A 25,583-nucleotide genomic window follows, 5' to 3' on the forward strand; every position below is an offset into this window, starting at 1 on the left:
GACGCCGAAGATCCACCAAGTTCTATCGCGGATGCCATGTGGATAACGAGTCAGACTCGCCGCCAAGGGCCACCCAGCATCTCAACGTGGATAACGCGGCCCCTGTGGACAACCGGGGCCCGCGGGGCACTCTGCGGCACAATGGCGCGATGTCGATCGATCACGGGGTTGAGCTGGTTCCGGTCACGGCGGACAACTGGCGCGACTGTGCCGGGCTGAGCGTGCACGAGTCGCAGCAGCGGTTCGTCAACGCGGTCAGCTACTACCTCTGCCTGTGCCACTACGGGGACACCTGGCATCCGCTCGCGGCGGTCAAGGGCGGGGAAGTGGCCGGGTTCGTCATGTGGGGGATCGACGACGACCGCAGCGCCTGGATCGGCGGGCTCGTGGTCGACGCCAGGCATCAGCGGCAGGGGATCGGGCACGCGATCGTGCGGACCCTGCGGGAACGGCTGATCGCGGAGCCGGGGACGCCCAACGTGGCGCTCAGCTATGCCGCCGACAACACCGCGGCTAGGCACCTCTATCGCACGCTGGGCTTTCACGAGACTGGTGAGATCGAGGAGACGGAGCTGGTGGCTCGCTGGGTTCCGTGACGGGCCGGCGGTCGCGGCCCCGGTTCAGCGCGGTGGCTCCGGTGCTGGCCAGCGTGACCAGGGCCAGCGCGGCCAGCGAGACGGGGCCCAGGCGCTGGTCGAGCACGATCAGGCCGGCGATCGCCGCGGCGGCCGGGTTCAGGCTGGCCAGGATGCCGAAGACGCGAGTGGGGATCCGGCGCAGGGCGAGCAGTTCCAGGACGTACGGGAAGATGGTCTGGAGCAGGGCCACCGACGCGGCGCCGATCAGCAGGGCCGGGCGGTCGAGGACGGCGCTTGCCCCGGTGAGGCCGAAGGGCAGGGCGACCAGCGTCGCCACGGTCAGCGAGACGGGCAGGGCGCCGACGCCGGGCACCAGGCCGCCCACGCGCGCGGTCAGCAGGATGTATGCGGCGCCGCACGCCCCGGCCAGCGCGGCCAGCACGAGGCCGCCCAGCGGCACGGAGGCGCCCGGGTGCCACCACAGCAGGGCCACCCCGGCCCCGGCCAGCAGCGCCCAGAGCAGGTCGAGCAGGCGGCGGGTCTGCGCGAGTGAGACGGTCAGCGGGCCCAGGAAGGACACGGTGACGACCACGCCCAGCGGCACCGTGCGCATGGCCAGCGCGGAGAGCAGGTTGAGGCCCGCCACCGAGAGGCCGAGCAGCACGGCCGCCCGCCACGCCGCCGGGGGCCAGGACCGCAGGCGCGGGCGCACCACCACGGCCAGCACGAGCGCCGAGATGCTCACCCGCAGCAGCACCACGCCGGTGGCGCCGAGATCGTCGAACAGGGTGCGGCCGACCGCCGAGCCGAACTGGATCGAGACGACCGACACGAGCATGAGCAGGGGCGCGGCGTTCATGTCGTACCCCCGGTCTAGTTTCCCTGCCGTGGACGCTATCGAGCCGGTCAACGACGTCAAGCTGTTCGTACGCCGTTTCGGTGATCCCACTTCCCCGATGCTGGTGGTGATCCATGGTGGACCGCCGTGGGACCACTCCTATCTGCTGCCCGTGGCCGAGCTGGCCGACGCGGCCCATGTCGTCTTCTTCGACCTGCGCGGGTCCGGCCGCTCCAGCCACGACGTGCCGCTGCAACCCGACCTGATCGCCGACGACGTCGCCGCGCTGATCCGCCGTCTGGGCGCGTCGCGGGCCGATGTGCTCGGGTTCTCGTACGGGGGAGGGGTCGCCATGCGGCTCGTCGAGCAGCACCCGTCGGTGGTCGGGCGGTTGATCCTGGCTTCCACGACGGCGTACGGCGATTTCGAGCCCGAGATCCCGCCCGAGCGCGCCGCCCTGTGCCGGGAGCCCGTGCCGGGCAACGACGCCCGGGCCATGGCCGAGGCCTACGTGCCCGTCACGATCTGGCGGCTCGACCGGGCCGACGAGTGGCGCGAGGTGCTGGCCGGCGTCCGGTTCTCCAGCGCGTGGGACATCCCGTACGCGGAAGGCACGCTGAAACCGGCCCGCCCGGCCGACGCGCCGGGGGTTCTGCGGCGCTGGGGCGGCGACGTCCTGATTCTGCACGGCGAGCGTGAGATGACGTTCCCGCCGTCGGTCGCGCGCCGCCTGCACGCCGAACTGCCGGGCAGCCGGCTGCGGATGATCACCGAGGCGGCGCACATGGCTCAGTTCGACAACCCGTCGGCCTGGCTCGCCGCCGTCCGGGAATTCCTGAAGGGTTAGCCTCGTGAGCGTGGCGACTGCACTAGTCATCGAGAACGATCCGACCGACGACCTGCGCCGGCTGGGCGAGTGGCTGACCGAGGCCGGGCTGGAGCTGACCGTGCTGCGGCCGCACGCCGGCGACGAGCTCCCCGAGACCCTCGACGGTTTCCTCGCGCTGGTCGTGCTGGGCGGCGATCAAAACGCGTATTCCGACGCCGAGGGCATGCCCGGGGCGCCGTGGTTTCCGGCGCTCGAGGGGCTGCTGCGCAAGGCGGTGCGCCACCGGGTGCCCACGCTCGGCGTCTGCCTCGGCGGTCAGCTGCTCGCGAGCGCCCACGGCGGGCTGGTCGAGCGCAGCACCAGCGGTCCCGAGATCGGGCCGGGTCTGGTCGGCAAGCGCGACGCGGCCGACAAGGACCCGCTGTTCAAGTGGGTGCCGCTGCTGCCCGACGTCATCCAGTGGCACCGCGACGAGATCACCGAGCTGCCGCTGCAGGCGGTGCTGCTGGCCGCGTCGAGCCGCTATCCGCATCAGGCCTTCCGCATCGGCGACCGGGCCTGGGGCGTGCAGTTCCACATCGAGTGCGACCTGGCGATGATCGAGCAGTGGGCCGCGGACGACCGCGCCACCATCGACGAGCTCGGCTACGACTCCGAGGCGGTCGTCTTCGCCACCGGCGGCATCCTGCCCGACGTCGAAGAGGTGTGGCAGCCGTTCGCCGCCCGCTTCGCCTCGCTCGCCCTGGGCACCCTGCCCGACGCTGACATCCCCAACCCGGGCTTCGGCCGCACCCTCCCGCTGCTGGGGCAGTGACGTGACCAGGCCCAGCCGGCTCGCCCGGTACGGCTTCGCCGACAACGGCGCCCGCGTGGCCGACCTGCTCGGCCCGACCGGCCTGAGGCTGTGGGATCCGGAGGCGCAGGCCCCGACCCGCCCCGACGCGGCCGAGCTGCTCACCTCGCTGTCCCGCGCGGCCGACCCCAACCTGGCGCTGCGCCAGCTGCACCGGCTGGTCGACGCGGCCGGGCGGGCCGCCGCGCGCGGCAACGGCGGCCCGGTCACCGGTCCGGGCGGCGAGATCGCCACCAACGACGCCACCGACGCGCTGATCGGCGCGCTCGCGGGCGATCCGGGGCTGCGCCGGCGGCTGGTGGCCGTGCTGGGCGCCTCGTCCGCGCTCGGCGACCACCTGGTGGCCAACCCGGAGGACTGGCAGGTGCTGGCGACCGGCAAGACCGGCCTGCCGCCCAACGCCGAGGGTCACCTCGAGGTCGAGAGCGACGAGCCCAGCGTGCCCGCGTTGCGCCGGGCCTACCGCGTCTCGCTGCTGCGCATCGCGGCCGCCGACCTCACCGGCGGCCGGGGGCTCGAACCGACCATGGCCGCACTCTCCCGCCTGGCCGACGAGACGCTGGCGACGGCGTATTCGATCGCGGTGGCCGGCCTGCCCTCCGGGACGCCCGAGCCGAGCCTGGCCGTGGTCGCGATGGGCAAGTGCGGCGGCAACGAGCTCAACTACGTCTCCGACGTGGACGTCATCTTCGTGGCCGACTCCGACGAGGACCTCAGCGCCGGCACGATCGTCGCGGCCCGCCTGATCGAGATCTGCGGCATGGTCGCCTGGCCGGTCGACGCCTCGCTGCGCCCCGAGGGCAGCCGGGGGCCGCTGGTGCGCTCGATGGCCAGCCACGAGGCCTATTACCGCCGCTGGGCCCGCACGTGGGAGTTCCAGGCGCTGCTCAAGGCCCGTCCGGCCGCCGGTGACCTGGCGCTGGGCCGGCGCTGGATCGACGATCTGGCCCCGCTCGTGTGGCACGCGGCCGAGCGGCCCGAGGCGGTCCCCGACGTCCGCGACATGCGCCGCAAGATCATCGAAAATGTCCCGGCCGATCTGGTCGACCGCGAGATCAAGCGTGGTCCGGGCGGGCTGCGCGACATCGAGTTCGCCGTCCAGTTGCTGCAGCTCGTGCACGGCCGCATCGACGAGACCCTGCGGCAGCCGGGCACCATCCCGGCTCTGCGCGCGCTGGTCACCGGGGGCTACGTCGGCCGCGAGGACGGCGAGACCCTGCTGCGCGGCTACCGTTTCCTGCGCGGCGTCGAGCACCGGCTCCAACTGCAACAGCTTCGCCGTACGCACACCGTCCCCGACGATCCGGCCGGGTTGCGCTGGCTGGCCGCCGCGCTGGGATACACCGCGCTGCCCGGGCGCGACGCCGTCCAGGCCTTCCGCTCCGACTGGGTGGGTCACGCCGCCCAGGTCCGCCGGCTGCACGTCAAGCTGCTCTATCAGCCGCTGCTCGAGGCCGTGGCCCGGGTGCCGGCCGAGGCGCTGCGCATGACGACCGAGTCGGCCGGCCGCCGGCTCGAGGTGCTCGGTTTCGCCGACCAGGCCGCGGCGCTGCGCCACCTGCAGGCGCTCACCGGCGGCGTCACCCGCACGTCGGCCATCCAGCGCACCCTGCTGCCGATGCTGCTGCAGGAGTTCGCCGACGCCCCCGAACCCGACCGTGGCCTGCTCAACTATCGCCACGTCTCCGACAAGCTGGGCTCCACGCCGTGGTATCTGCGCCTGCTGCGCGACGGTGGCCCGGTGGCCCGCCGGCTGGCCCGGGTGCTCAGCCTCTCGCGATATGCGACCGACCTGCTCACCCGCGACCCCGAGGCGTTGCGCCTGCTGGCCGACGACGCCGAGCTGCTGCCCCGCTCGCGCGAGTCGCTGCTGGAAGGGTTCCGCGTTGCCGCCGAGCGGTACGCCGAGGACCCGGTGAAGGCGATCGCGGCCGTGCGCGCCCGCCGCCGCCGCGAGCTGTTCCGGCTGGCCTGCGCCGACATCCTGAGCCGGGCGGGCGACCTGGCCCCGGCCGAGCCGCTCGACGTCAACGCGATCGGCATCGCGCTGTCCGACGTCACCGACGCCACCCTGAACGCGGCTCTCACCGTGGCCCGGCGGGCCCACCCCGGCCCCGACGGCCTGAAGTTCGCGATCATCGGCATGGGCCGGCTCGGCGGATACGAGATGAGCTACCCGTCCGACGCCGACGTGCTGTTCGTCTACGAGCCCGCGCCCGGCGCCCCGGAAAACGAGTCGTCGGCCGCGTCGCTGGCGATCGCCGAGCAGCTGCGCAAGTCGCTGACCGCCCCGGCGCCCGACCCCGAGCTGGGCATCGACGCCGACCTGCGTCCCGAGGGCCGGCAGGGTCCGCTGGTCCGCAGCCTCGCGGCCTACCAGCAGTACTACGCCCGCTGGTCGCGCGTGTGGGAGGCCCAGGCCCTGCTGCGGGCCCGGTTCGTCTGCGGCGACGCCGAGCTGGGCCGGCGCTTCGAGGAACTGGCCGACAAGATCCGCTACCCCGAGGGCGGCCTCACCCGCGAGCAGGTCGTCGAGATCCGGCGCATCAAGGCCCGCGTCGAGGTCGAGCGCCTGCCCCGCAACGCCGACCCGTACACCCACACCAAGCTGGGGCGGGGCGGGCTTTCCGACGTCGAATGGGCCATTCAGCTGGTGCAACTGCGGCACGCGTACGCCGAACCGGAGCTTCGCAAGACCCGTACGCTCGAGGCTCTCGACGCGGCCGTCGCGGCCAAGCTGGTCGACAAGGCCGACGCGGCCGCGATGACCGCCGGCTGGACGCTCGCGGCCGAGGTGCGTAACGCGTTGACACTGGTCCGGGGCCGGCCCACCGACCAGTTGCCCCGCCACGGCGTCGAGCTGGCGGGCACGGTCCAGCTGCTCGACGGCGGCGACCCGGGCGAGTTCGTCGACCGCTACCTGCGACTGACCCGCCGTTCCCGGGCCGCGATGGAACGTGTGCTGGAGTCCTGAGTGGGTATGTCTCTTCCATGCTGTTCAACATGATCAGGCGCTACGCAATCATGGCCGTCGCCGTCCCGCTCGCGGCCGCCGGAGCGCGCAAGCTCAGTCAGAGGCTCGAGGCCAAGCGTGGCCCCAGCCGGGGTTCACGCGCCCTCCGCCAGGGCGCCGACTTCCTGCAGGGCATGCGCCCGGCCAAGAAGAAGCGCCGCCGTTTCGCCTGGTGACGCCCTTGTCTCAGGCCCGGTTGCGGATCCGGTCGGCCGCGGCGAGCAGAACCTCGGCGGGAATCTCGACGAGGCGCTCGCCGTCGGGCACCTCGACTCCGGCGTCGGCGCCCTCCACCACGTAACCCTGCACCACGACCGAATCGCGGTCGGTGCGGTAGACGGTGGGGCATGTGCCGCCGCCGCACATGCTGCTGGCCAGCATCTCGAGACGGAGGTGGCCCGTCCCGGCCGTATTGACGGCATCCTCGTGGGTCGTCATGGCATCTACGGTACGGATCCGAACGGCTTGGCTACAACGGGTCAGGCGGCCGCCTCGGGCAGCCGTCGGATGTAGTCATTCCGGTAGTGGTCGAGGATCGGTCCGATGTCCGGGGTCGCGGCGGCCTCCAGGGCATCGAAGACGCGCTGGTAGTGGCGTACGGTGCTGCGGCCTTCGGAAACCACGCTGGCGTTGAACAGGTCCACGAAGACGTGCCGGTCGCCCATCAGCTCGAAGCCGTGGAACGGCGCGATCGCCAGCGCCGCGTCCTGCCCAATGATGCGAATTTCGACGTTCGGCTTGCAGGCCACCTCACGCAGCCGCTCGATCTGCGCGATCATCTCGGCGGGCCGGCACAGTTGGTTGCGGAAGACCGTCTCGGTCATTACGAACCGGAACTGCCGGGTGGGATCGTCGAGCACCTGGCTGCGTTGCATGCGCGCGGTGACGGCCTCGGAGACGACCAGGGCCGAGTCGGCTATCTGATCGTCGTCGAGCGCGGCGCGCAGCCCGGTCAGGATCGCCCTTGCATATTCACTCGTCTGCAGCAGGCCCACGAACACCGCCGGCTGGAACGTGCGCACCTCGCGCACCGACGCTTCGAGACCGCGGAGCTGATTCTGCCGCTCGGGGAGCCCCGGCTTGGTCGAGTGCCATTCGGTGAACTCGTTGCTCGAACGTTCGGTGGCCAGGGCGGCCAGACGCTCCACCTCGTCGGCGGGCACGTCCAGGCCCTTGGCGATGCGCCGGACCACCTTGGGGTCGGCGGCCGAACGGCCGTTCTCGATGCGGCTGATGGTGGCCTGACTGACGCCCGCCCGATCGGCGAGCACCTGGCCGGAGATCCGCTTCTGCTTACGCCAGCGTGCTAGGGCTGCGCCAACGGGTTCGTCGGCGCCTCCCCGCAGGTCGGGCGAGTCGGTCATTCCGCTCGCCCCCTTCCTGTGTGCTCGTGAGGGTCAGCCGCCCGCCTTCACCGCTTCGGAAAGAAGCTCGGCCGGGATCTCCACCAACTGCTCTCCCGCGGGAAGGTCGAGCCCCGCGGCCTCGGCGGTCACGATATAGCCCTGAACCACATAGGTATCGCGGTCAGTGCGATAGACGGTCGGGCAGCTTCCCCCACCGCAGATTTCCTTGACGAGGGTCAGCTTCGCCGCACCCTGAACGTCCGTTAAGGGTTGATTTGTCACACCGGGACGATACAGCAAGATCTTATACGCGTGCGGTGCATAGTCATAATGCAACCATACGGATGATGCGGTGGGTACTGCTCGTGTCCAGCTCCTTGCCGAAATTCACGCGCGCGGATCGCTCTTGCCATGTCGTGTATAGCCGTGGATATTCATAAGTAAGGGTCACGGTGAGATAACGCGGCGGCCGGTCCGGCTTCGATCCGCATTCCTGCCGGACGACGGGGTCAGGCCCTTTCCTGGTGGTTGTGCGGCCTGAACCGGAGGTCGATCATGCTCACTTCTCTTCCCACCTCACCGGCGGCCCAGAACTTTCTCGACACGGTGCGATCCGCGCCCCCGATCGTGTATCTGGCTCTCGCCGCCGTGTCCCTCCTGGTCGCCCTGCGCATCATGCGGTCGCTGCGTAAGGCCTTCATGCCGCTCGGGGCCCTGCTCCAGGCGGCGGCCGGCATCGCCGTCGTCTCGGTGGCCGTCGTGCTCGCCCTCGTCCTGGTGGCCGCGGCCGCGTTCAGCGCTCAGTAAGTCTCGTCCGGACAGGAGTCGTCGATGACCTTCACCGTGTTCGCCGGGATCGTCGCTTCACTGGTGCTGCTGTTTCTCCTCAGTGAGATTCTGACCGCCGTCCTTCCGCTGATCATCGTGCTGACCTGCGTCCCCGAGCGGGAACGGGAGACCCTGGCCCGGGTGCTCGCGGCCATCGACTCCTCGCGGCGGCTGCGCGTGTGGCCGGCGCTGCGGCTCGCCGTGGTGCTGCGGCAGCAGGAGCGCCGGGTCGCCCGCGAGGCCCGCGACCCGCAACGCAACCCGTACGCCCACCTCAACGCGCACTTCGCCGACATGCCGGGCGACGCCCCGCTCAACCAGCCGTACGAGCGGGCCGAGCCGGTCAGTCCCGGGGAGTAGCCACCCGCCGGCGGGCCTCGGCGGCGGCTGCGGCGCTCGGGGTGATGCCGTCCCGGCGGGCGGCGGCGAACACCCCGGCCAGGGTGTCCGCGATGCCGTCGAGGCGGCCGGCCACCTGCGCGGCCGTCTCGTGGTGGAGTTCGACGGCGGTGGCGCTGATGACACCGCCGGCACTGACCACGTAGTCCGGCGCCCACAGGATGCCGCGCTCGTGCAGCAGTTCGGCGGTCGACGGCGAATCCAGCTGGTTGTTGGCCGGCCCGGCCACCGCCGAGCAGCGCAGCGCGGCCACCGACGACGGGGTCAGCACCCCGCCGAGCGCGGCCGGCACCACGACGTCGACCGCCGCGGTCAGGCCCTCGTCCGGCGTGACCCAGGCGGCGCCCAGCTCACCGGCCAGGGCCCGCTTGACCGGGTCGACGTCCGCCACGACCAGCTTGGCGCCCGCGTCGGCGAGCAGGCGCGCCACCCGGGCGCCGACCCGGCCCAGCCCGAGCACCGAAAAGCTGCGCCCGGCCAGGTCGGACGAACCGAACCGGGCCTCGCACACCGCCCGCAGCGCGGCGACCGTGCCGACGGCCGTGCCCGGAGAGGAGTCGCCGCTGCCGCCCGCGCCGACCGGGCGGCAGAAGACGTGGCCCGTACGCCGGCCGATCGTCACCATGTCGTCGGGGCCGGTGCCGACGTCCGGGCCGGTCGCATAGGCGCCGCCCAGTTCCTCGATCACGGTGCCCACGTCGTGCAGGGCGGCTTCCCGGCGGCCGCCGTCCGGGCGATCGGCGACGATCACGGTCTTGCCCCCGCCGTTGGGCAGGCCGGCCAGCGCGCATTTGTCGGTCATGGCCGCGGACAGCCGCAGCGCGTCGGCCAGACCGTCACGCCAGTCCGCGTACGGCTTGAAACGGCAGCCGCCGAGCGCCTGCCCGAGGGCCGTGGAGTGCACGGCCACGATGATCGGCAGCCCGGACTCGGGGCCGCGCCGAATGATGATCCGTTCGTGCGAGAACATGAGCTGAAGTTAGACGCGCGCCCAACGGTTTCGGCCGACCGCCGAATTTCGTTCGGCACCTGACCCGAAAGGCGACCTCGTGGACGACGTTGATTCGGCGATCGTGCGGGAATTGCAGGCGAACGCCCGGCAGACCAACCGCGACCTGGCCCGCGCGGTCGGCATCGCCCCGTCGACGTGCCTGGAACGCGTACGGCTGCTGCGGGACCGCGGGGTGATCACCGGCTACCACGCCGAGATCAGCCTGGCCGCGCTCAACCGCCACGTCCAGGCGTTCCTGCACGTCCAGGTGCGCCCGATGAGCCGCGAGGTCATCGAAAACCTCAAGACCTACATCGGCGGCCTCCCCGAGGTCATCTCGGTCTTCGTCGTGGCGGGCGGCGACGACCTGCTCGTCCACGTCGCCGTCCCCAGCGTCGACGCCCTGCACGCCTTCCTCATGGACAAGTTCACCCAGCGCCGCGAGATCGTCGGCTTCCGCAGCTCGGTGATCTACCAGCACGCCCGAAACCGGATCCTCGACGAAATCAGCTGATCCCGTACGCCTCACCGGCTCCGGCACAAGCACGGCGGCCGCCGCTCGCCGCACCTCGCGACCCGGTCGGTGGTCAGGGCCGGAGCGCGCCCTCCGGCCGCACAGCAACGCAGGCACGACGCCCGCGGCGGCCCGGTGATCAGCTGGTGATCGTGTAGCGGCCCGGCGCGCCGACGCGGACGAGCAGCCAGTCGCCGTCCCGGTGGAGGGTCGCGCCGTTTGTCACCCGCAGCCAGCGGTTCCAGCGGAGGCGTACGGGAATGTCGCCCGCAGCCGGGGTGTCGAAGGTCAGCGAGGCCGCGTTCTGGCTGGTCAGCATGGCCGGGGCGGCGACCGTCGGGCGGGCGCCGGTGACCGCGTACAGGCGCCAGCGCGGGCTCGTCCACACCTCGGTCAGATAGGGCAGGCCCGCCGTGACCAGCGCGGCCTCCGGGCGGCCGGACCAGGTCAGCTCGGCGTCGGGCACGGCCACGAACTGGACGGCCAGCTCGTCGAGCCAGGCGCGGTAGGTGGCGGCCGTCAGGGGCACACCCGTGCCGGTCGCGCCGGGGATCTCGTTGAAGAACAGCGGGTTGCGGTCGATGTCGGCCTGACGCAACCAGCCCCGGGCCAGCGGCACATCGCCCATGTGCGCGGCTTCCCAATAGGCGCGGGTCGCGGGGATCTCGACCCGGCCGGTCAGCTTCTCGCGGGCCAGACGATCGAGCAGCGGGCGGAAGTAGGCGGCGTCGGCCGTGGGGTTGCCGATGTCGCGCACGTCCCCGGTGACCACGGCCGGCTGCCACCAGCCGGCCACCACGAGCAGCAGGACGACGGCCCACACCGGCATCGGGCGCAAACCGATCCGGGGCGGCTTGCGGGTGGGCCGGGGCAGGGCGGCGTAGGCGGCCAGCAGCGGGAGCGTGAACATGACGGCCAGGCGGGTGGCGTTGAGGCCGACCGGCGTGTGGATCAGGGCCGCGGCCAGCACGCCCAGCGCCGCCAGGAGGCCGCCGACACGGACCGGCCGGCGGGGGACCAGCACCGCGACGGCCAGGGCGGCGACCACGGCGCGGACCGTGTCGGTGCGGCTGATGTTCATCCAGCCGCCGTCGCCGAAGAGCAGCGCGTTCAGGGCCAGCGGCAGCGCCGCGGGCACGGCGACCAGCAGACCCGCACTCACCCGGCTCGTCGTCCTGTTCGCGCCGGGGGCGGCGGCAGGAGACGGGCGGGGCGACAGGGCCAGGGCCACGCCGGCCAGGCCCAGGAACAGGGCAGCCACCGGGCTGGTCAGACCGGCCAGCAGAGCCAGCGGCGGAGCCAGCCAGGAGCGGTGGCGCGGGGAGGTCAGGGCCAGCAGGGCGGCCAGCGCCAAGGCGACGCCGAGGCCGTACGTGACACGGCCGCTGACCAGGTTGCCGGCTATGCAGAGCGTGCCCACGACGGCGCCCAGCCCGGGGCGGGGGGCCTTGGTGCGGCGCAGCAGGAGGGCGAACAGGACCGAGGCGGCCAGCAGGGAGAGGGCGCCGGTTACGCGTACGCCCAGGAAGGCCATCACGGGCTGTGAGGTCAGGCTGTAGCCCAGCTGGTCGACACCGGCGTACCAGCGAAGGTCCATGGGGGTGTAGCCGTGCTGGGCGAAGAAGTCGGCCCGGGCCTGCTGCGCGGCCAGGTCGGAGCCCATCGGCGGAAGCAGCAGGTAGACGACGCCGAGCGCCGCCGCGAGCACGGCGGTGACCCACTCCAGCCGGTGCCGAGCCCACACGCGCCAAGACCCTACCGGTACGCACGGTAGTGTGCTCGCCATGCCCCGCCCCGCCGTCGTCCGCTATGGGGGGCTCGCGGGCAGCCTGGCCCTCGCGGTGGCCGCCCGGCTGGGTGGCGCGACGAATCCGTGGCAGCCGACGATCACCCCCGGCACGATCTTCGCCGGTGACAACGGGATCCTGCTGCCGCTGGCCTGGCTCGCCGGCACGGGACTGCTGATCGCGGCCTGGGTGGCCGGCATCCGCATGGAAAAGCCGGCGCGCTGGGCCTATGTCACGGCCGCCCTCTGGATGCTGCCCCTGCTCGCGTTCCTGCCGCTGGGCAGCTACGACGCCTACTCGTACGCGTGTCAGGGCTGGCAGCAGGGTGCGGGCCTGGACCCGTACGGGGGCGGCGTTGATGTTCTTGGTTGCCCCTGGGCCGACGCCGTGGCCCCGACCTGGCGTGATGCCCCGGCGCCCTATGGACCGCTGTTTCTGGTGCTGGCGGGGGTCGCGGCCAAGACCGGCAGTCTGACGGGGACGCTCTTCGGCCTGCGGGTGATCGCGCTGCTCGGCGTGGCGCTGCTGGCCGTGGCGCTGCCGGTGCTGGCCCGCCGGGGGAATGTGCCGCTGGGGCGCGCGGTGTGGCTTGTGCTGGCCTGCCCGCTCGTGCCTATCCACCTGATCGCTGGGGCTCACAATGACGCGCTGATGATCGGGCTGATGACCGGCGGTTTGGCTCTGGCCGTCCGCGCAGCAACAGGTGGGGATACGGGCGCAGAAACCGGCGGAAGTGCCAACTTGCTCGGCCTGGCCGCGGGCGTCCTGCTCGGTCTGGCCGTAGCAGTGAAGGCAACCGCCCTGGTCGCAGTCCCGTTCGCGCTCCTGCTGGTCATGCAGCGTCATCCACAATCCGGGGTTGCCCCACTCGGCCCTGTGGACAACGCGACGCCCGGCCCGGCTCGGCGGCGTAGGTTCGGGCCCGCCCTCAAATGGGTGGGGGTGGGGGCGGCAATACAAACAGTAACCGGCGTGATCATCGGGCTGGTGGGGGTCTCGCTGGTCAGCGGCCGGGGGTTCGGGTGGGTCACCGCGCTCAGCGGCAGTGGCCGGTCGGTGCAGTGGACGTCGCCGCCGACGGCGGTCGGCATCACGATCGACCTGGTCGGGCCGGATGCGGTGCCGGTGACCCGGATCGTGGGCCTGGTGGCGCTGGCGGGCGTGCTGGTGTGGCTCTGGTGGCGGGCCCGCAAGACCGACCCGCTGCCGTACGCCGGTTACGCGCTCGCCGCGACCGTCCTGCTCGCGCCGGTCTTCCATCCCTGGTACGCCCTGTGGCCCCTCGCCGTCCTGGCGGCCACCCTGCACCGCCACCTCAACTGGCTGGTCGTGCCGTGCGCGGTGGCCTCCGCCCTGTGCCTGCCCGACGGGTACAACCTGGCCCTGGCCGTGAAGACCCAGGGCGCCGTGGCCATGACCGCCTTCATCGTCTATCTAGCGTGGAAACTGATACATGAACCGAAAAATCGGGCTGCTGACGGCGGCGGGACTGGTCACGATCCTGGTCGTCTATCTCGCCGAAACGCGTAACGGATACTTCGACTCCAAGGTCTACTACGGGGCGATCCAGTACTGGTTCCGCGGCGACGGCGGCATGGTCTACGACTGGCTGCGCCCGGGGACCCCGTACGGCTTCACCTATCCGCCGTTCGCGGGCCTGGTCATGGCGCCGATGGCCCTGCTCCCGTTCGGCGCGGTCGTCGTGATCGCGGTCATCGCCACGGTGCTGACCACGGCCCTGCTCATGTGGTGGTTCGCGGGCGATCTGATCCGCCGTCAGGGGTGGACGGTCTGGTTCGCGTACGGGATCGCGGTGTGCCTGGCCATCTCGTTCGAGCCGGTCCGCGAGACGATCACGTTCGGCCAGGTCAACACGCTGCTGCTCACGCTCGTGGCCGGGGATCTGTTGTTCGGGCTGTCCCGCGGCCGCAAGTGGGCCGGTGTGGGCATCGGGCTGGCCACCGCCATCAAGCTCACGCCGGGCATCTTCATCGTCTATCTGCTGATCACCCGTCGCTGGCGAGCCGCCGCGACCGCGAGTGGCACGGCCGCCGGTGTCACCCTGCTCGCCGCGGCGATCTTCCCCGACGAGTCCCGCGAGTTCTGGACCTCGGCGCTGTGGGACACCAACCGGGTCGGCGTGCTGTCCTTCTTGTCCAACCAGTCCGAGCGCGGCTTCCTGGCCCGCCTGCCGATCGCGCAGGTCGAGTCGAAGGTGTGGCTGGCCTGCGTGGTGCTGACGCTGGCGTTCTGGGCGTGGCGGGTGGCCCGGGAACCCGGCGACATCATGGGCGGGCTGGCGCTGACCGGCATCGTCGGCTGCCTGATCAGCCCGGTCACCTGGATTCACCACTGTGTCTGGCTGCTGCCGGCGATCGTCCGGTGCGTCGATCTGGGCACCCGCAACCAGAGGATCCTGGGCGGAGCGGCCTACCTGATCATGACGAGCAGGCTGACCTGGTGGTGGGAGAAGAGGCCACGGCCCCCGCTGGAGCTGATCGGCGGCAACCTCTATGTCTGGTTCAGTCTGGCCCTGCTGATCTGGACACCCATCGGCACCCGTCGTTCAGCGGAAGTCCACGAGAAGGACAAGATCCTCACGTAGTCAGATCGCATGCGTACACGCTCGGCAATCGCCCTTCTGGGCCTGGCCGCCACCTTCGTCGCCACGCCGGCGGCCGCCCACGAGTCCCACGGGGAGTTCCGGCGTCTGGCCACGTTCCCGGCCTATCTCAACTCGTCGATCGAGGACACGGCCGCCGCCGAGATCTCCACGGTCACCGACGACGGCCGTACGGTCGTCTACACCGACAGCCCCGGCCGGCGCCTCGGCTTCGTCGACATCACCGACCCGGGCGCGCCCCGGGCGGCGGGCACCCTCGCCCTCGACGGCGAGCCCACCTCGGTGGCGCACCTCGGCCACCTGCTGCTGGCCGGCGTCAACACCCGCGCGAGCTTCACGAACCCGTCCGGCAAGCTGGTGGTGATCGACGACCGCAGCCGCAGGATCGTGCGCGAGATCGACCTGGGCGGCCAGCCCGATTCGGTCGCGGTGGCGCCGAGCGGCCGCTACATCGCCGTGGCGATCGAGAACGAGCGCGACGAGGACGTCGACGACGGCGCGCTCCCGCAACTGCCGGCCGGCTACCTGTCGGTGATCGACACCCGGACCTGGACGGCCGCCAAGGTCGGGCTGACCGGGCTGGCCACGGTCGCCCCGACGGACCCCGAGCCCGAGTACGTCAGCGTCAACTCGCGCGACGAGGCGGTCGTCTCGCTGCAGGAGAACAACCACATCGCGATCGTGTCGCTGAAGTCGAAGAAGGTCGTCCGGCACTTCCCGGCCGGTCAGGTCACCGTGTCCGGGGTGGATACCAAGGACGACGACACGATCACGCTGGACGGCACGATCACCGCCAAGCGGGAGCCGGACGGCGTCGCCTGGATCACCGACGACCTGTTCGCGTCGGCCAACGAGGGCGACTACGAGGGCGGCTCGCGCGGCTGGACGATCTTCTCGCGGGACGGCCGGGTCGTCTGGGACGCCGGCAACACGCTCGAGCACCTCGCCGTCGAGCACGGCCTCTACCCGGACAAGCGCTCCGACGCCAAGGGCATCGAGGTGGAGAACGTCGCCTTCGCCCGGATCGGCCGGACACCGTACGTCTTCGTCAACTCGGAACGCGGCAACTTCACCGCCGTCTACGACGTGACGAATCCGCGGCGTCCGCGCTTCGAGCAGCTGCTGCCCACCACCAACGGGCCCGAGGGCGTCGTCGCCGTGCCCTCGCGTGGCCTCGTCGTGGTGTCCAGTGAGGAGGAGATCCCGGACGCCGGCATCCGCGGCTCGGTGCAGATCTACGGGCTCGGCCACGGCTCGTTCCCGTCGATCGTCTCCGGCGGCACGATCCCGTTCGGCACGCTGTCCGGGCTGTCCGCCGTGCCGGGCAAGCGTTCGCAGCTGGTGTCGGTGACCGACTCGGCGTACACCCCGACCCGGATCCTGACGATCGGCACCGCCCGGCGCCCGGCCCGGATCGAACGGCAGCTGACCGTCACCAAGGACGGCAAGCCGGCCGGTTACGACGCCGAGGGCATCGTGGCCCGCAAGTCCGGCGGCTACTGGCTGGCCAGTGAGGCGCCCGATCTGATCGTACGACTGGACGAGAAGGGCCGCGTCCAGCAGGAGATCCCGCTGCCCGCCGACATCGCCGCGGCCGTCACCAGCAACGGTTTCGAGGGCGTGGCCGAGACCGGCGGCGGCGTCTGGGTCGCCATCCAGCGCCCGCTCAAGACCGACCCCGCATCCCAGGCCCGGATCGGACGGTACGACCTGAAGACCGGCGTCTGGTCGTGGCTGCTCTACCCGCTCGACACCGCCCCGCGCGGCTGGACCGGCCTGTCCGAGATCGTCGCGGTCGACGGGAACACGTTCGCCGTCATCGAGCGCGACAACCAGCGCGGCCCGCACGCCTCGATCAAGAAGGTCTACAAGTTCGACGTCCCGGCCACCTGGACCGGCACCCCCATCGTCCGCAAGCAACTCGTCAAGGACCTGCTGCCGCTGCTCCGGGCCGACAACGGCTGGGTGCAGGACAAGGTCGAGGGCCTCGCCGTCGCCGGTGACGGGCAGACGTACGCCGTCACCGACAACGACGCCCTCGACGACGCCACCGGCGAGACCGTCTTCCTGCGCCTGGGCCGGATCCTCTAGACCAGCTCGCCGGCCGTGAACATGGTGATTCCGGCGGCCCGGCGGTAGGCCGCGTCGAAGCCCGCGTCGCCCAGTGCGGCGCGGGCCCCCGACGTGATGCGGTCGACGTCCGGCACCGAAAGATCCCGCGACCCCCGTACGGCGTCGGACGCCCCCAGCAGGAAAGCGGCCCGCTCCGGATCGTTTTCGCGCAGCTCCAGATCGGCCAGCCCGACCAGCGTCAGCGCGATCACCGGCGAATCCCGCGACTCGACCGCCATCCGCAGGGCCTCGACGTGGGTGCGCCGGGCCGTGCCGAGATCGCCGGCCGCGGCGTCGATCAGACCCTGGGTGTGCAACGCCATCGCCCGGAACTGCGGCACCGCCGACGGGTGACGCATCTTCTCGATGGCCGCGTCCATGCAGCGACGCGCCTCCTCGAGATCACCCGCCATCCGGGCGAACGTCGCCGTCCCGTACGCCACCGAGGCCACCACCTCGGGCAAGTCGATCTCCTCGGCGCCCTGCCGGGCCAGCTTGAGCGCGTCGCGGGCCTCGTCCTCTTCGCCGGACAGCCACAGCTGGTGGGCCAGCTTCACCTCCATCTGCGGCAGGTCCTCGCGGATGCCCACCTCGCGGACCAGGGCGATCGCCTCGCGCTGCCAGCTCACCGCCCGCGTGAAGTCGCCCCGGGCCGCGGCCATGTCGCCCAGCGAGCTCAGCGCGAACCCGATGCCCCAGCGTTCGCCGATCTCGCGGAAACCGGCCAGCGCCGTACGCATCTCGGCCTCGGCCACGTCGGCGCTCTGCCCGAAGTTGAGCCGCAGCTGCGACACGAACATCTTGGACACCGCGCGCAGCCACGGGTCGGGGTCGGCGAACAGCGGCTCGATCATCTCGAAGCCGTGCCCCGGAGCGGCCGTCTCGTTGAAGATCGAGGTCAGCGCCGGGATCAGCCGCAGGGCCGGATGCTCCGGCACCCCGCCGGCGCTCAGCCGCCGCGCCTGGCCGAAGTGCGACTCCACCCGGTCGACCGGCAGCCCGCCCTCCAAGCCGTTGATCGCCGCGTACGTGTGGGCCAGCGCGACATCCTGCTCGTCGGCCTCGCCGGGCATGCCCGCGACCTCGGCCGCCAGCTGCGCGCCCTCGGGCCGGTGCCCGCTCAGCCACCAGTACCAGCCCAGCCGGGCCACCAGGGCCGCCGCCGTGCGCCGGTCACCCGCCTCGATCGCGGCCCGCACCGAGGCGTGCAGGTTGTCGTGCTCCACGGCCAGCCGGGCCAGCCACACCAGCTGCTCGGGGCCGCGCAGATACGGATCGGCCTCGGCGGACAGCTTGAGCAGCCAGCGCGCCACGGCCAGCCGCTGCGACTCGGACTCGCCCGCCTCGGCCAGCCGCTCCAGGCCGTACTCGCGGATCGTCTCGAGCATCCGGTAACGACCGTCGGGGCCGAGCACGAGCAGGGACTTGTCGACCAGGGCGGCCAGCGCGTCCACATCGGCCCGGCACACCCGCTCGGCCGCGGTCAGGCCGGCGCCGCCCTGGAACAGCGCGAACCGCCGCCACAGGCTCCGCTCGGGCTCGCCGAGCAGATCCCAGCTCCAGTCGACCACGGCACGCAGCGTCTGATGGCGGGGGAGCGCGGTGCGGCTGCCCCCGGTGAGCAGGCGGAACCGGTCGGCCAGGCGGTCGGCCAGCACCGCGACGGGCAGCGTGCGCAGGCGGGCGGCGGCCAGCTCGATGGCCAGCGGCATGCCGTCGAGAGCCCGGCACACCCGTACGACCGCGGGGGTGTTCTCCTCGGTGAGCACGAAACTCGCGGCGCGATCGAGCAGCAGGCGTACGGCCGGGAAAGCGGAAGCGGTCGACGCGGCCGCACCCACCGGCGGGAGAGCCAGCGGCTCGACCGGATAGAGCCGCTCGCCCGGCAGGCCCAGCGGTTCGCGGCTCGTGGTCAGCAGCGTCAGCCCGGGCGCGGCCCGCAGCAGCTCGTCGGCCACCCGGGCCACGGCGGCGATCAGATGCTCGCAGTTGTCGAGGATCAGCAGCATCGTGCGGCCGGCGATCGCGTCGCGCAGCCCGGTGCCCGCGCCGCGGCCCGGCCGGTCGAGGACGGCGTGACCACGCAGCCCGAGCGCGGACAGGATGGCCTGCGGGATCTCGGCCGGATCGGTCACCGGGGCCAGCTCGACCCGCCACACCTCACCCGGCATCGTCGCGCCGGCCTCGACGGACAGGCGCGTCTTGCCGCTGCCGCCCGGCCCGAGCAGCGTCACCAGGCGGTGGGTTCCGAGCAGACGCCGTACGGCGGACACGTCGGAATCGCGGCCCACGAAGCTGCTCATCTCGGCGGGAAGGTTGCCCCTGCGGGTCTCCCCGCGGAGCAGCTCGAGGTGCAGCTCGCGCAGCTCGGGGGACGGGTCGGCGCCCAGCTCGCCGGCCAGGCGGGCCCGGAACGACTCGTACGCCTCGAGCGCCCGGCCCGGGTTGCCCTCGGCCCGCAGCGCCCGCATCAGCAGACCCGCCAGCGACTCGTCGAGCGGGTCGGCGGCGAGCAGGGCCTCGGCCTCGGGCACGACGTTGCGCACCCCGAGGTCCTCTTCGACGCGTCGTTTGCGGGCGAGCCGGCGCAGCTGTTCGAGACGGACGGCCTCGGCCCGGGCCACGTCGGGGAACTCCAGGTCACCCCGCCACAGCCGCAGCGCCGCGGCCGGGTCTGTGGTGGCCAGCCGGGCGAAGACGTGCGCGTCCACCTCGTCCGGCTCGACGACCAGCCGATAGCCGTGCGGGGCGGCCTCGACGACCAGCTCGGGCGCGGCCCGGCGCAGCCGCGACACGAGAGCTTGCAGCGCGTTGCCCGCGGCGGCGGGCGGATCGTCGCCCCACACGCCGTCGATCAGCCGGTCGGCCGAGACCACCCGCCCCGGCTCGAGGGCGAGCAGAATCAGCAGCGCACCCAGGCGCACCCCGGAAACGGTGCGGCCGCGCAACTCCAACGGCCCGAGCACCGCGATTTCCACTCGTCCGATTCTGCCCGCTCCCGGCCCGCCCCGGCGACCCGCCCCGCTCAGGCCGTCGGGAGGTCTCGTCCGGGGCGGTCCGAGGCCGGCCAGACGTACGGGAGGTCGTCCGGGACGTCCGGTCCGAAGATCGGGCGATAGAAGTCCGGGTCCTTGCGCAGCAGCGCCGACTGGTGGCTGCGGTGCAGGGCCGGGTCGCCGAGCCAGGGCGGCAGTTCCCCCTTTTCGGCCAGTTCCTCCTGCGTACGGATCTCCGGCTCGTAGCCGAGATCGGCGAGCAGGGTGGCGGCCGTGGTGTCGGCCCGTCCCGTGGCCGTCCAGACCCCGACGAAGTCCAGCCCGTAGCGGACCAGCGCCTCCTCGTAGCCCCGCCACATCTTCACGGCCGGGTGGTGCCGCCAGCCGTACCCGGGCGTGACCAGCCCTCGCAGCACCTGCACGGTCTCGACGCGCTGCTTGCCGAGCCGCTTGGCGTCGAGCACCTTGGCCGAGTCGAGGAAGCCGGCGTACGGGAGAAAGGTCTGCACCGCCCCGACGCTACTGTCCGGGCCTGCCCGCCGCCCGGCTGGTCACCGGAACGGTGGCCGCCGCCCGTGCTTTGATGGGGTCGTGAAGATTGCGGACGTGCCGGACAAGGAGCGCCTCGAGGCGCGTGACGATGACGGCAATCTGGCCGGGGTGATCACGTATCAGGTGACCGGCAACGTGGTCGCCTACACGCACACCAAGGTCGAGCCCGAGTTCGAGGGGCACGGCGTCGGCGGGGAACTGGCCCGGGCGGCCATGGAGGACGCCCAGGCCAAAGGACGGCTGGTCGTGCCGATCTGCCCGTTCCTCAGTTCCTGGCTCGACGAGCACCACGACTACGACAAGATCGTGGCCCGCTCGCACCGGCGGGTCAAATAGTCACGAGAACGGGCTGACCGGCCGTTCCATCGGCACGCCGTCCAGCACGACGTCGACCCGCTCGTCAAAGAAGCAGAGCAGGTCGCGGATCTTCGGAATCTCCGGGATCGGCTCCGGGTAGCTCCACGCCGCGTCGGCCAGCGCCGGATGCGAGAAGTAACGGGCCACCCCCTTGTACGGGCAGCGGCTCACCGTCTCGCTCGCGGTCAGGCGCTCGGTGCGCACGTCGGCGAACGGCAGATAGAACCGGGTCGGCAGCGACGTCTCGAACAGCATCACCGGCCGCGTGCTGTCCGCCACCTGCTCGCCGTCGATGAACACCTGCACCCGCCGCGAGCTGAACAACGTGTCGACCCGATGGCGCGGCGACCGGGCGTGCGTGAAGACCTGCTCGTCCTCCTCGTACCAGTCGAGCGTCTCCCACGAGAACGTGACGTGCCCCTTGAGCTGCTCGAACCGGTCGTCCAGCCAGGCCGCGTCGTCGGCCCGCCGCCCGTCCGCGACGACCGACCAGCGGCCCGCGGTGCCTTCGATCAGAGCCTCGGCCCGTACGTCGTCAAAGGGAATGAAGTAGGTAGGGAACCCTCGGTCACCGATCTCGTCCAGCAGCACAGCGCGGCTGCTGTCGGCCACCACCGTGCGTCCCAGGCGGACCCGCACCCGCCGCGGTGTCGGCTCGACAACGGTCGCGGGCGGCTGAAACTCATACATCCCCCCGTCATACACCCGCCGTGGCTCTGTCCGTCAGTTCTGGACGAACAAGTGATGTGCCGTCTTCAGGCAGGGGAGCAGCAATGCGAAAGTCAGTCGCCATCCTCGGGGTGGCCGTGGTCTCGCTGGCCGGCAGCGCACTGATGGTGGCGCCCGCGTCGGCTGCGGTGGCCGCATGCCCGGTCCGGGCCACCCGGTACGGCACCACGGCGTCCGACACGATCGTCGGCACACCGGGCAACGACGTGATCTGCGCGGGCGCGGGCAACGACACGATCCTCGGCAAGGGCGGCATCGACAAGATCTACGGCGGGCCGGGCAACGACCGGATCGTCACGCTTGGCGGGCGGGACACCGTCTTCGGCGGGTCCGGCAGCGACACCATCGAGACGGGCGCGGGGGACGACCTGATCTTCGGCGACAACCCGGCCACCGGCCTGCGGGATCGTACGGACACCGGCGCCGACGGACCGGACGTGATCTTCGGTGGCGTCGGTGGCGAGTCGATCGACGGTGGCGGCGGCAACGACATCATCAACAGCGGCGGCATCGGCAGCAAGTCGATCGCCAGCACGAACGTCGTGCACGGCGGCCCCGGCAACGACGCCATCATCTCGGACTTCCGCTATCCGGGCGGCTTCGAATGGTTCTACGGCGACGCCGGCTCCGACTTCCTCTATCCCAACCCGATCCGCCTCAACCCGCTGGGCAACCTGGCCGTCGGCGGCGCCGGCAACGACGTCATCCTGCTGCTCAACGGCCTGCCGGACGGCGCCCACATGGGCGACGTGGGCACCAGCGTGAAGTTCCCGCTCGGCAAGCTGTGCAGCGTGACGGTGCCGCTGCCGGACGACCCGTCGCCCGGCGACACCGGCAAGCTCAGCTGCAAACTGCCGGTCGCCATCAAGATCCCCGGGCTGGTCAACGGCGTCACGCTGAGCACCAGCATCACCGCCAACGGCAAGGCGTCCACCACCGTGAGCGTCAAGCCCGGCCCGGCCCTGGCCACCGTGCAGGCGCTGCAGCAGATGGCCAAGGGCAACTTCCCGTCCGACCAGTGCCTCTGCGACCCGAAACTGCCCGGCTGGGCGTCGATGCTCGGCGACACCGTCTACAACTGAGCGGCCGCCTTACGGGTCCTGCTGAAGGAACTTCACCGACCGGGCCTGGTTGTCGAAGCTGATGGCACTCAGCCGCGAGTGGGCCGTGCCGGCGTCAATCCGCTTCGACGTCCCCGTGCAGCCGTCGCCGGTGTAGAGCAGGACGTCCTGGTCGGGGTAGTACAGGTTCTGCCGGAGCGAACTGACCTGGCCCCGCACCGCCGTGTTCAGGGTGATGCAGGTGTTGGTGGCCTGGAAGCCGATGACCTGGGCCGGACCGTCGTAGAGCACGTCGTTCCACAGGCAGATGACCTGCCCGACGCACGGATCCACCACGAACTTGATCGACCGCGCCTTGTTGTCGTAGCCGATCTCGGCCAGGTCCGGATGCCCCGTCCAGGCGTTCTGCCGGTGCGGCTCGCCGGTGCAGTTGGTGTTGCTGAACAACAACACGTCCTGCCGCCGGGTGCTGCCGACATCCTGCAGATTGTTCTCGATCGAGGTGACCTGCCCCTGGAACGACGCCGGCAGCTGAACACAGGCGTTGACCGCCTGCCGGGCATAGGTCTGCAGCTCACCGGCCCACTCGGCGTCCTTGTAAAGGCAGACGACGAACGGCGAGGCGCTGCACACGTCGGTCACGAACTTGACCGACACGGCACTGGTGAAGCCGTGCGTGGTCAGATCCCGCACGTACGAATAGGAGCCGAACCGGTAGGACGCCCCGGTGCACGCGGAACCCTCGAAGAGCAGCACGGCCATTCGCTGACGGTTCGCCACCGAGCTGGACTGGCGGGTCACCGGAGCGGCCAGGTCGACGCAGGTGCCGTTCTCCTGCGTCGGAATCTGCTCCTCGACCCCGCCGAACTCGGGCGCTGAATACAGATACAGATACTGACACTCGTACGGATCCTCGTCGGGATAACAAGGTGCAGCCGCAGCGGCCGGCGCCGCCCCCGCAGCCGCAAACCTGGCATCAACGACGGTGGTGAGAGACACCGAAGCAGCGAGCAGGACCGCAGCACTCACGAACATGCGCAGAACCCGGCTCGTAGCAAACGGTGTCGTCACGAATGACAACATGAGGCCCCCGTGTAAGCAGTGAACATCTCCACCGGCGGCCGCGGGACGCCGCATCGCCGCCCCCGGTCCACCGGCGAGCCGAAGATATCACCATGTATCGATGCATGTTGCCGGCCGGACGGGCGGAGGCGTTCCCGCGCGGCGGCACCGGGTCATCCGGCGTCAGCTTCTCTGTTTACCTGGGTCCTCGGCCGGCACGACGCCGTCATGGCTGGTCTCACGGCCGCACGGAACGTGGACGGCGTCCTCGTCACCATGCCGCACAAGTTCGCGGCCTTCGCCTACTGCGCCACGAGTTCCGAGCGCGCCCGGATGCTCGGGGTCGTGAGCGTCATCCGCCGCAATCCGGACCGCACCTGGCACGGTGACATGCTCGACGGACTCGCCTTCGTGAAGGCGCAGAAAGACCATGGGGCCCGGCCGGAGGGCGCGCGGGTGCTCCTCGTCGGAGCGGGTGGGGCGGGCAGCGCGATCGCCATCGCGCTGCTGGAAGCGGGGGTCAGCGAACTCGTCATCCATGACGCTGACCAGTCGCGTGTCGCCACCCTGCTGGGGCTGCTCGAGGGCCTCGGCCGAGGGCGGGTGAAGGCTGGGCCGCCGGATCCCACCGGCTGCGATCTGGTGTGCAACGCGACCCCGGCGGGCATGGCGGACGGTGATCCTCTTCCCGTCGATCCGGCCCTGTTGACGTCGTCCATGTTCGTGGGCGATGTGATCGCTGGGCACGGGCTGACCCCGTTCCTCGCGGCAGCGCAGGCGGCCGGCTGCCGGACGGCCAACGGCGGACACATGGTCGAAGCCGCACAGGACGTCATGGCCGACTTCATGCTGCCGGCCGGTGCGTCCGAGCGCTGACGAAGGAGTGGCGGTCACACCGGCTCGGGCCGGGCATGACCGCCGCTTCACACCCTGTCGCGGACCCGGCACGGTGTGCCGGAACGGCAGGTGAGCGTCATCCGGTCTTCGGACGGGGCCGGCCGAGCAAGTGCTGAAGCGTCTGCCCCCAACTGACGTGGTGCAGTGTTGCGACGGCTGCTTACACTGGGTTCATGTTCGAGTCGCAGGCTGTCAGATTCCACCGCGGTCCGGCCGTGGTTGTCGTGCGCGACCCCCGACTCGACGCCGTTGCCGCTGCAGTCGTGGCAGCAGCTCTGGTCCTGGTCGACCTCGCTATTCTGCTCAGCCTCTCCGCTTGGAGAACGCCGCCGTCCTTCCGCGGTGCGACCTCCGCGCGTAGGCGAATCTCCCTTGCCTCCATTCCCCCGTTGATCGCGGTCTGGGGTGGAAGGGAGCCCTCGTGGAGGAGCAGTCCAAGAGCGAAAGGACGAACGCCGTTCGTCGCGGTCGCCAGAGTCGGAGCGCTGTCCGCTTGATCCAGCTCGGTGCGCCTTATGCGGCGGCTTTGGCCGCCATGGCCGAACTCGTCGAGGCGGTTCTCCGCCTAATCGGCTAGAAGCGTTGATCACGTTGCGATGCGCTTTTTAGGACGGAGTCCCGGACCCTCGATGGTGAGGATGCCGGGGCTTCGTCGTGTCCGCCGGTCTCGCGGTGTCCGATGCCGGGCCGCGCCGGAGCCGAAGCGGCAAGGCATGAGTGGCCTGGTGTCCTCGACCGGACCCGGTCTTTGGTTGATAGCGCCCTGAGGAAGCCGAAAGCGGCGGCCACGCCGGCTTGGGACCAGGCATGACCGCCGCTAGCGGCTTTGTCGCTGAGTTGTCGCAGACCCGGCACGATGTGCCGGAACCGCAGGCCAGCGGGCTACAACGGGTCAGACGTTGTAGTACATCTCGAACCAATCAAGGGCCTTTCGCGACCTGGGATAACGGCTTGAAAAGACGCCCTGACCTGTACCGATGGCTGCTATTGATTGTCGTCGTTTTACAGTGGTTTTCTCGCTGGATTGTGCCCTGGATGTGCCCAGTGATCTTGACCAGCGAGCGGCTCAGAGACTTCCCGGGGCGCGGGCGCAGCCCAATCGGGCCGGGGGGGGGGGGGGGGGGGGGGGGGGGCCCCCCCCCCCCCCCCCCCCCCCCGCCCGGGCCGGGGGGGGGGGGGGGGGGGGGGGGGGGGGGGGGGCGCGCCCCCCGCGCGGGG

Annotated in this window: 24 protein-coding genes; 14 read left to right on the plus strand and 10 right to left on the minus strand. The window is 71.3% G+C overall.

What is annotated here, in order from left to right; all coding sequences use genetic code 11:
• Positions 1 to 149 precede the first annotated feature (149 nt).
• On the plus strand, positions 150 to 596 hold the full coding sequence (locus tag ACZ3I4_RS37460; protein WP_465386851.1) for a GNAT family N-acetyltransferase: 447 nt from the start codon (positions 150 to 152) through the stop codon (positions 594 to 596).
• Here the strand turns inward: ACZ3I4_RS37460 and ACZ3I4_RS37465 are convergent.
• Complete coding sequence (locus ACZ3I4_RS37465; protein ID WP_465386852.1) at positions 514 to 1,437, minus strand: EamA family transporter; 924 nt, start codon at positions 1,435 to 1,437, stop codon at positions 514 to 516. The genes ACZ3I4_RS37460 and ACZ3I4_RS37465 overlap by 83 nt on opposite strands.
• A gap of 28 nt (positions 1,438 to 1,465) precedes the next feature.
• On the opposite strand from ACZ3I4_RS37465, the gene ACZ3I4_RS37470 reads away from it, so the two are divergent.
• Genes ACZ3I4_RS37470 through ACZ3I4_RS37485 form a run of 4 tightly spaced genes read left to right on the plus strand, consistent with a single transcriptional unit; the run spans position 1,466 to position 6,287 of the window.
• Entirely contained in the window at positions 1,466 to 2,263 is a 798-nt protein-coding gene (locus ACZ3I4_RS37470) for an alpha/beta fold hydrolase (RefSeq protein ID WP_465386853.1), read from the plus strand.
• 10 nt (positions 2,264 to 2,273) lie between these two features.
• Positions 2,274 to 3,059, plus strand: a complete 786-nt coding sequence (locus ACZ3I4_RS37475) for a type 1 glutamine amidotransferase (RefSeq protein WP_465386854.1) — start codon at positions 2,274 to 2,276, stop codon at positions 3,057 to 3,059.
• Between the two features lies 1 nt (position 3,060).
• The gene (locus ACZ3I4_RS37480) at positions 3,061 to 6,072 is read left to right on the plus strand and encodes a bifunctional [glutamine synthetase] adenylyltransferase/[glutamine synthetase]-adenylyl-L-tyrosine phosphorylase (protein ID WP_465386855.1); all 3,012 of its coding nucleotides are present in this window, start codon (positions 3,061 to 3,063) and stop codon (positions 6,070 to 6,072) included.
• 29 nt (positions 6,073 to 6,101) lie between these two features.
• On the plus strand, positions 6,102 to 6,287 hold the full coding sequence (locus ACZ3I4_RS37485; RefSeq protein WP_465386856.1) for a hypothetical protein: 186 nt from the start codon (positions 6,102 to 6,104) through the stop codon (positions 6,285 to 6,287).
• Between the two features lie 10 nt (positions 6,288 to 6,297).
• On the opposite strand, the gene ACZ3I4_RS37490 is transcribed toward ACZ3I4_RS37485, so the two are convergent.
• The 3 genes from ACZ3I4_RS37490 to ACZ3I4_RS37500 are packed head-to-tail and all read right to left on the minus strand — an operon-like array spanning position 6,298 to position 7,739.
• Complete coding sequence (locus ACZ3I4_RS37490; protein WP_465386857.1) at positions 6,298 to 6,549, minus strand: hypothetical protein; 252 nt, start codon at positions 6,547 to 6,549, stop codon at positions 6,298 to 6,300.
• Positions 6,550 to 6,590: 41 nt separating this feature from the next.
• Positions 6,591 to 7,475 carry a helix-turn-helix domain-containing protein gene (locus tag ACZ3I4_RS37495; RefSeq protein ID WP_465386858.1) on the minus strand — a complete coding sequence of 295 codons (885 nt, stop codon included), beginning with the start codon at positions 7,473 to 7,475 and terminating at the stop codon, positions 6,591 to 6,593.
• 33 nt (positions 7,476 to 7,508) lie between these two features.
• The gene (locus tag ACZ3I4_RS37500) at positions 7,509 to 7,739 is read right to left on the minus strand and encodes a hypothetical protein (RefSeq protein ID WP_465386859.1); all 231 of its coding nucleotides are present in this window, start codon (positions 7,737 to 7,739) and stop codon (positions 7,509 to 7,511) included.
• A gap of 273 nt (positions 7,740 to 8,012) precedes the next feature.
• Between ACZ3I4_RS37500 and ACZ3I4_RS37505 the strand changes: the two genes are divergently transcribed.
• Positions 8,013 to 8,264: a hypothetical protein gene (locus ACZ3I4_RS37505; protein ID WP_465386860.1), complete on the plus strand. Its 252-nt coding sequence runs from the start codon at positions 8,013 to 8,015 to the stop codon at positions 8,262 to 8,264.
• A gap of 24 nt (positions 8,265 to 8,288) precedes the next feature.
• Positions 8,289 to 8,645 carry a hypothetical protein gene (locus ACZ3I4_RS37510; protein ID WP_465386861.1) on the plus strand — a complete coding sequence of 119 codons (357 nt, stop codon included), beginning with the start codon at positions 8,289 to 8,291 and terminating at the stop codon, positions 8,643 to 8,645.
• On the opposite strand, the gene ACZ3I4_RS37515 is transcribed toward ACZ3I4_RS37510, so the two are convergent.
• Positions 8,629 to 9,654, minus strand: coding sequence for a Glu/Leu/Phe/Val dehydrogenase dimerization domain-containing protein (locus tag ACZ3I4_RS37515; RefSeq protein ID WP_465386862.1), 1,026 nt, complete (start codon positions 9,652 to 9,654; stop codon positions 8,629 to 8,631). The two genes, ACZ3I4_RS37510 and ACZ3I4_RS37515, sit on opposite strands and share 17 nt — an antisense overlap.
• 79 nt (positions 9,655 to 9,733) lie before the next feature.
• Between ACZ3I4_RS37515 and ACZ3I4_RS37520 the strand changes: the two genes are divergently transcribed.
• Positions 9,734 to 10,189, plus strand: a complete 456-nt coding sequence (locus ACZ3I4_RS37520) for an Lrp/AsnC family transcriptional regulator (protein WP_465386863.1) — start codon at positions 9,734 to 9,736, stop codon at positions 10,187 to 10,189.
• A 139-nt stretch (positions 10,190 to 10,328) separates the two neighbouring features.
• Here the strand turns inward: ACZ3I4_RS37520 and ACZ3I4_RS37525 are convergent, their stop codons facing one another.
• Positions 10,329 to 11,975: a hypothetical protein gene (locus ACZ3I4_RS37525; RefSeq protein ID WP_465386864.1), complete on the minus strand. Its 1,647-nt coding sequence runs from the start codon at positions 11,973 to 11,975 to the stop codon at positions 10,329 to 10,331.
• Between ACZ3I4_RS37525 and mptB the strand changes: the two genes are divergently transcribed.
• Genes mptB through ACZ3I4_RS37540 form a run of 3 tightly spaced genes read left to right on the plus strand, consistent with a single transcriptional unit; the run spans position 11,974 to position 16,690 of the window.
• Entirely contained in the window at positions 11,974 to 13,506 is a 1,533-nt protein-coding gene (gene mptB, locus ACZ3I4_RS37530; protein ID WP_465386865.1) for a polyprenol phosphomannose-dependent alpha 1,6 mannosyltransferase MptB, read from the plus strand. The genes ACZ3I4_RS37525 and mptB overlap by 2 nt on opposite strands.
• Positions 13,430 to 14,581, plus strand: a complete 1,152-nt coding sequence (locus ACZ3I4_RS37535; protein WP_465386866.1) for a glycosyltransferase 87 family protein — start codon at positions 13,430 to 13,432, stop codon at positions 14,579 to 14,581. Before mptB ends, ACZ3I4_RS37535 begins: the two co-directional genes overlap by 77 nt.
• Before the next feature lie 9 nt (positions 14,582 to 14,590).
• A complete protein-coding gene (locus ACZ3I4_RS37540) occupies positions 14,591 to 16,690 on the plus strand; it encodes an esterase-like activity of phytase family protein (protein WP_465386867.1) in 2,100 nt (699 codons plus the stop codon).
• Here ACZ3I4_RS37540 and ACZ3I4_RS37545 read toward each other — a convergent pair.
• Together ACZ3I4_RS37545 and ACZ3I4_RS37550 are read right to left on the minus strand one after the other, a co-directional pair.
• Positions 16,687 to 19,689 carry an AfsR/SARP family transcriptional regulator gene (locus ACZ3I4_RS37545; RefSeq protein ID WP_465386868.1) on the minus strand — a complete coding sequence of 1,001 codons (3,003 nt, stop codon included), beginning with the start codon at positions 19,687 to 19,689 and terminating at the stop codon, positions 16,687 to 16,689. The genes ACZ3I4_RS37540 and ACZ3I4_RS37545 overlap by 4 nt on opposite strands.
• A gap of 47 nt (positions 19,690 to 19,736) precedes the next feature.
• Positions 19,737 to 20,216, minus strand: coding sequence for an MSMEG_6728 family protein (locus ACZ3I4_RS37550; protein WP_465386869.1), 480 nt, complete (start codon positions 20,214 to 20,216; stop codon positions 19,737 to 19,739).
• An 82-nt stretch (positions 20,217 to 20,298) separates the two neighbouring features.
• Here ACZ3I4_RS37550 and ACZ3I4_RS37555 point away from each other — a divergent pair, with 82 nt between their 5' ends.
• Positions 20,299 to 20,595, plus strand: coding sequence for a GNAT family N-acetyltransferase (locus ACZ3I4_RS37555; protein ID WP_465386870.1), 297 nt, complete (start codon positions 20,299 to 20,301; stop codon positions 20,593 to 20,595).
• Here the strand turns inward: ACZ3I4_RS37555 and ACZ3I4_RS37560 are convergent, their stop codons facing one another.
• Positions 20,596 to 21,306 carry a DUF427 domain-containing protein gene (locus ACZ3I4_RS37560; protein ID WP_465386871.1) on the minus strand — a complete coding sequence of 237 codons (711 nt, stop codon included), beginning with the start codon at positions 21,304 to 21,306 and terminating at the stop codon, positions 20,596 to 20,598.
• 83 nt (positions 21,307 to 21,389) lie between these two features.
• Here ACZ3I4_RS37560 and ACZ3I4_RS37565 point away from each other — a divergent pair, with 83 nt between their 5' ends.
• On the plus strand, positions 21,390 to 22,427 hold the full coding sequence (locus tag ACZ3I4_RS37565; RefSeq protein ID WP_465386872.1) for a calcium-binding protein: 1,038 nt from the start codon (positions 21,390 to 21,392) through the stop codon (positions 22,425 to 22,427).
• A gap of 9 nt (positions 22,428 to 22,436) precedes the next feature.
• On the opposite strand, the gene ACZ3I4_RS37570 is transcribed toward ACZ3I4_RS37565, so the two are convergent.
• Positions 22,437 to 23,477, minus strand: coding sequence for a hypothetical protein (locus tag ACZ3I4_RS37570; RefSeq protein ID WP_465386873.1), 1,041 nt, complete (start codon positions 23,475 to 23,477; stop codon positions 22,437 to 22,439).
• 219 nt (positions 23,478 to 23,696) lie between these two features.
• On the opposite strand from ACZ3I4_RS37570, the gene ACZ3I4_RS37575 reads away from it, so the two are divergent.
• Positions 23,697 to 24,344 carry a shikimate dehydrogenase family protein gene (locus tag ACZ3I4_RS37575; protein WP_465386874.1) on the plus strand — a complete coding sequence of 216 codons (648 nt, stop codon included), beginning with the start codon at positions 23,697 to 23,699 and terminating at the stop codon, positions 24,342 to 24,344.
• The last annotated feature ends 1,239 nt before the right edge of the window (positions 24,345 to 25,583 follow it).

This window comes from Actinoplanes sp. NPDC021490, from assembly GCF_055562135.1.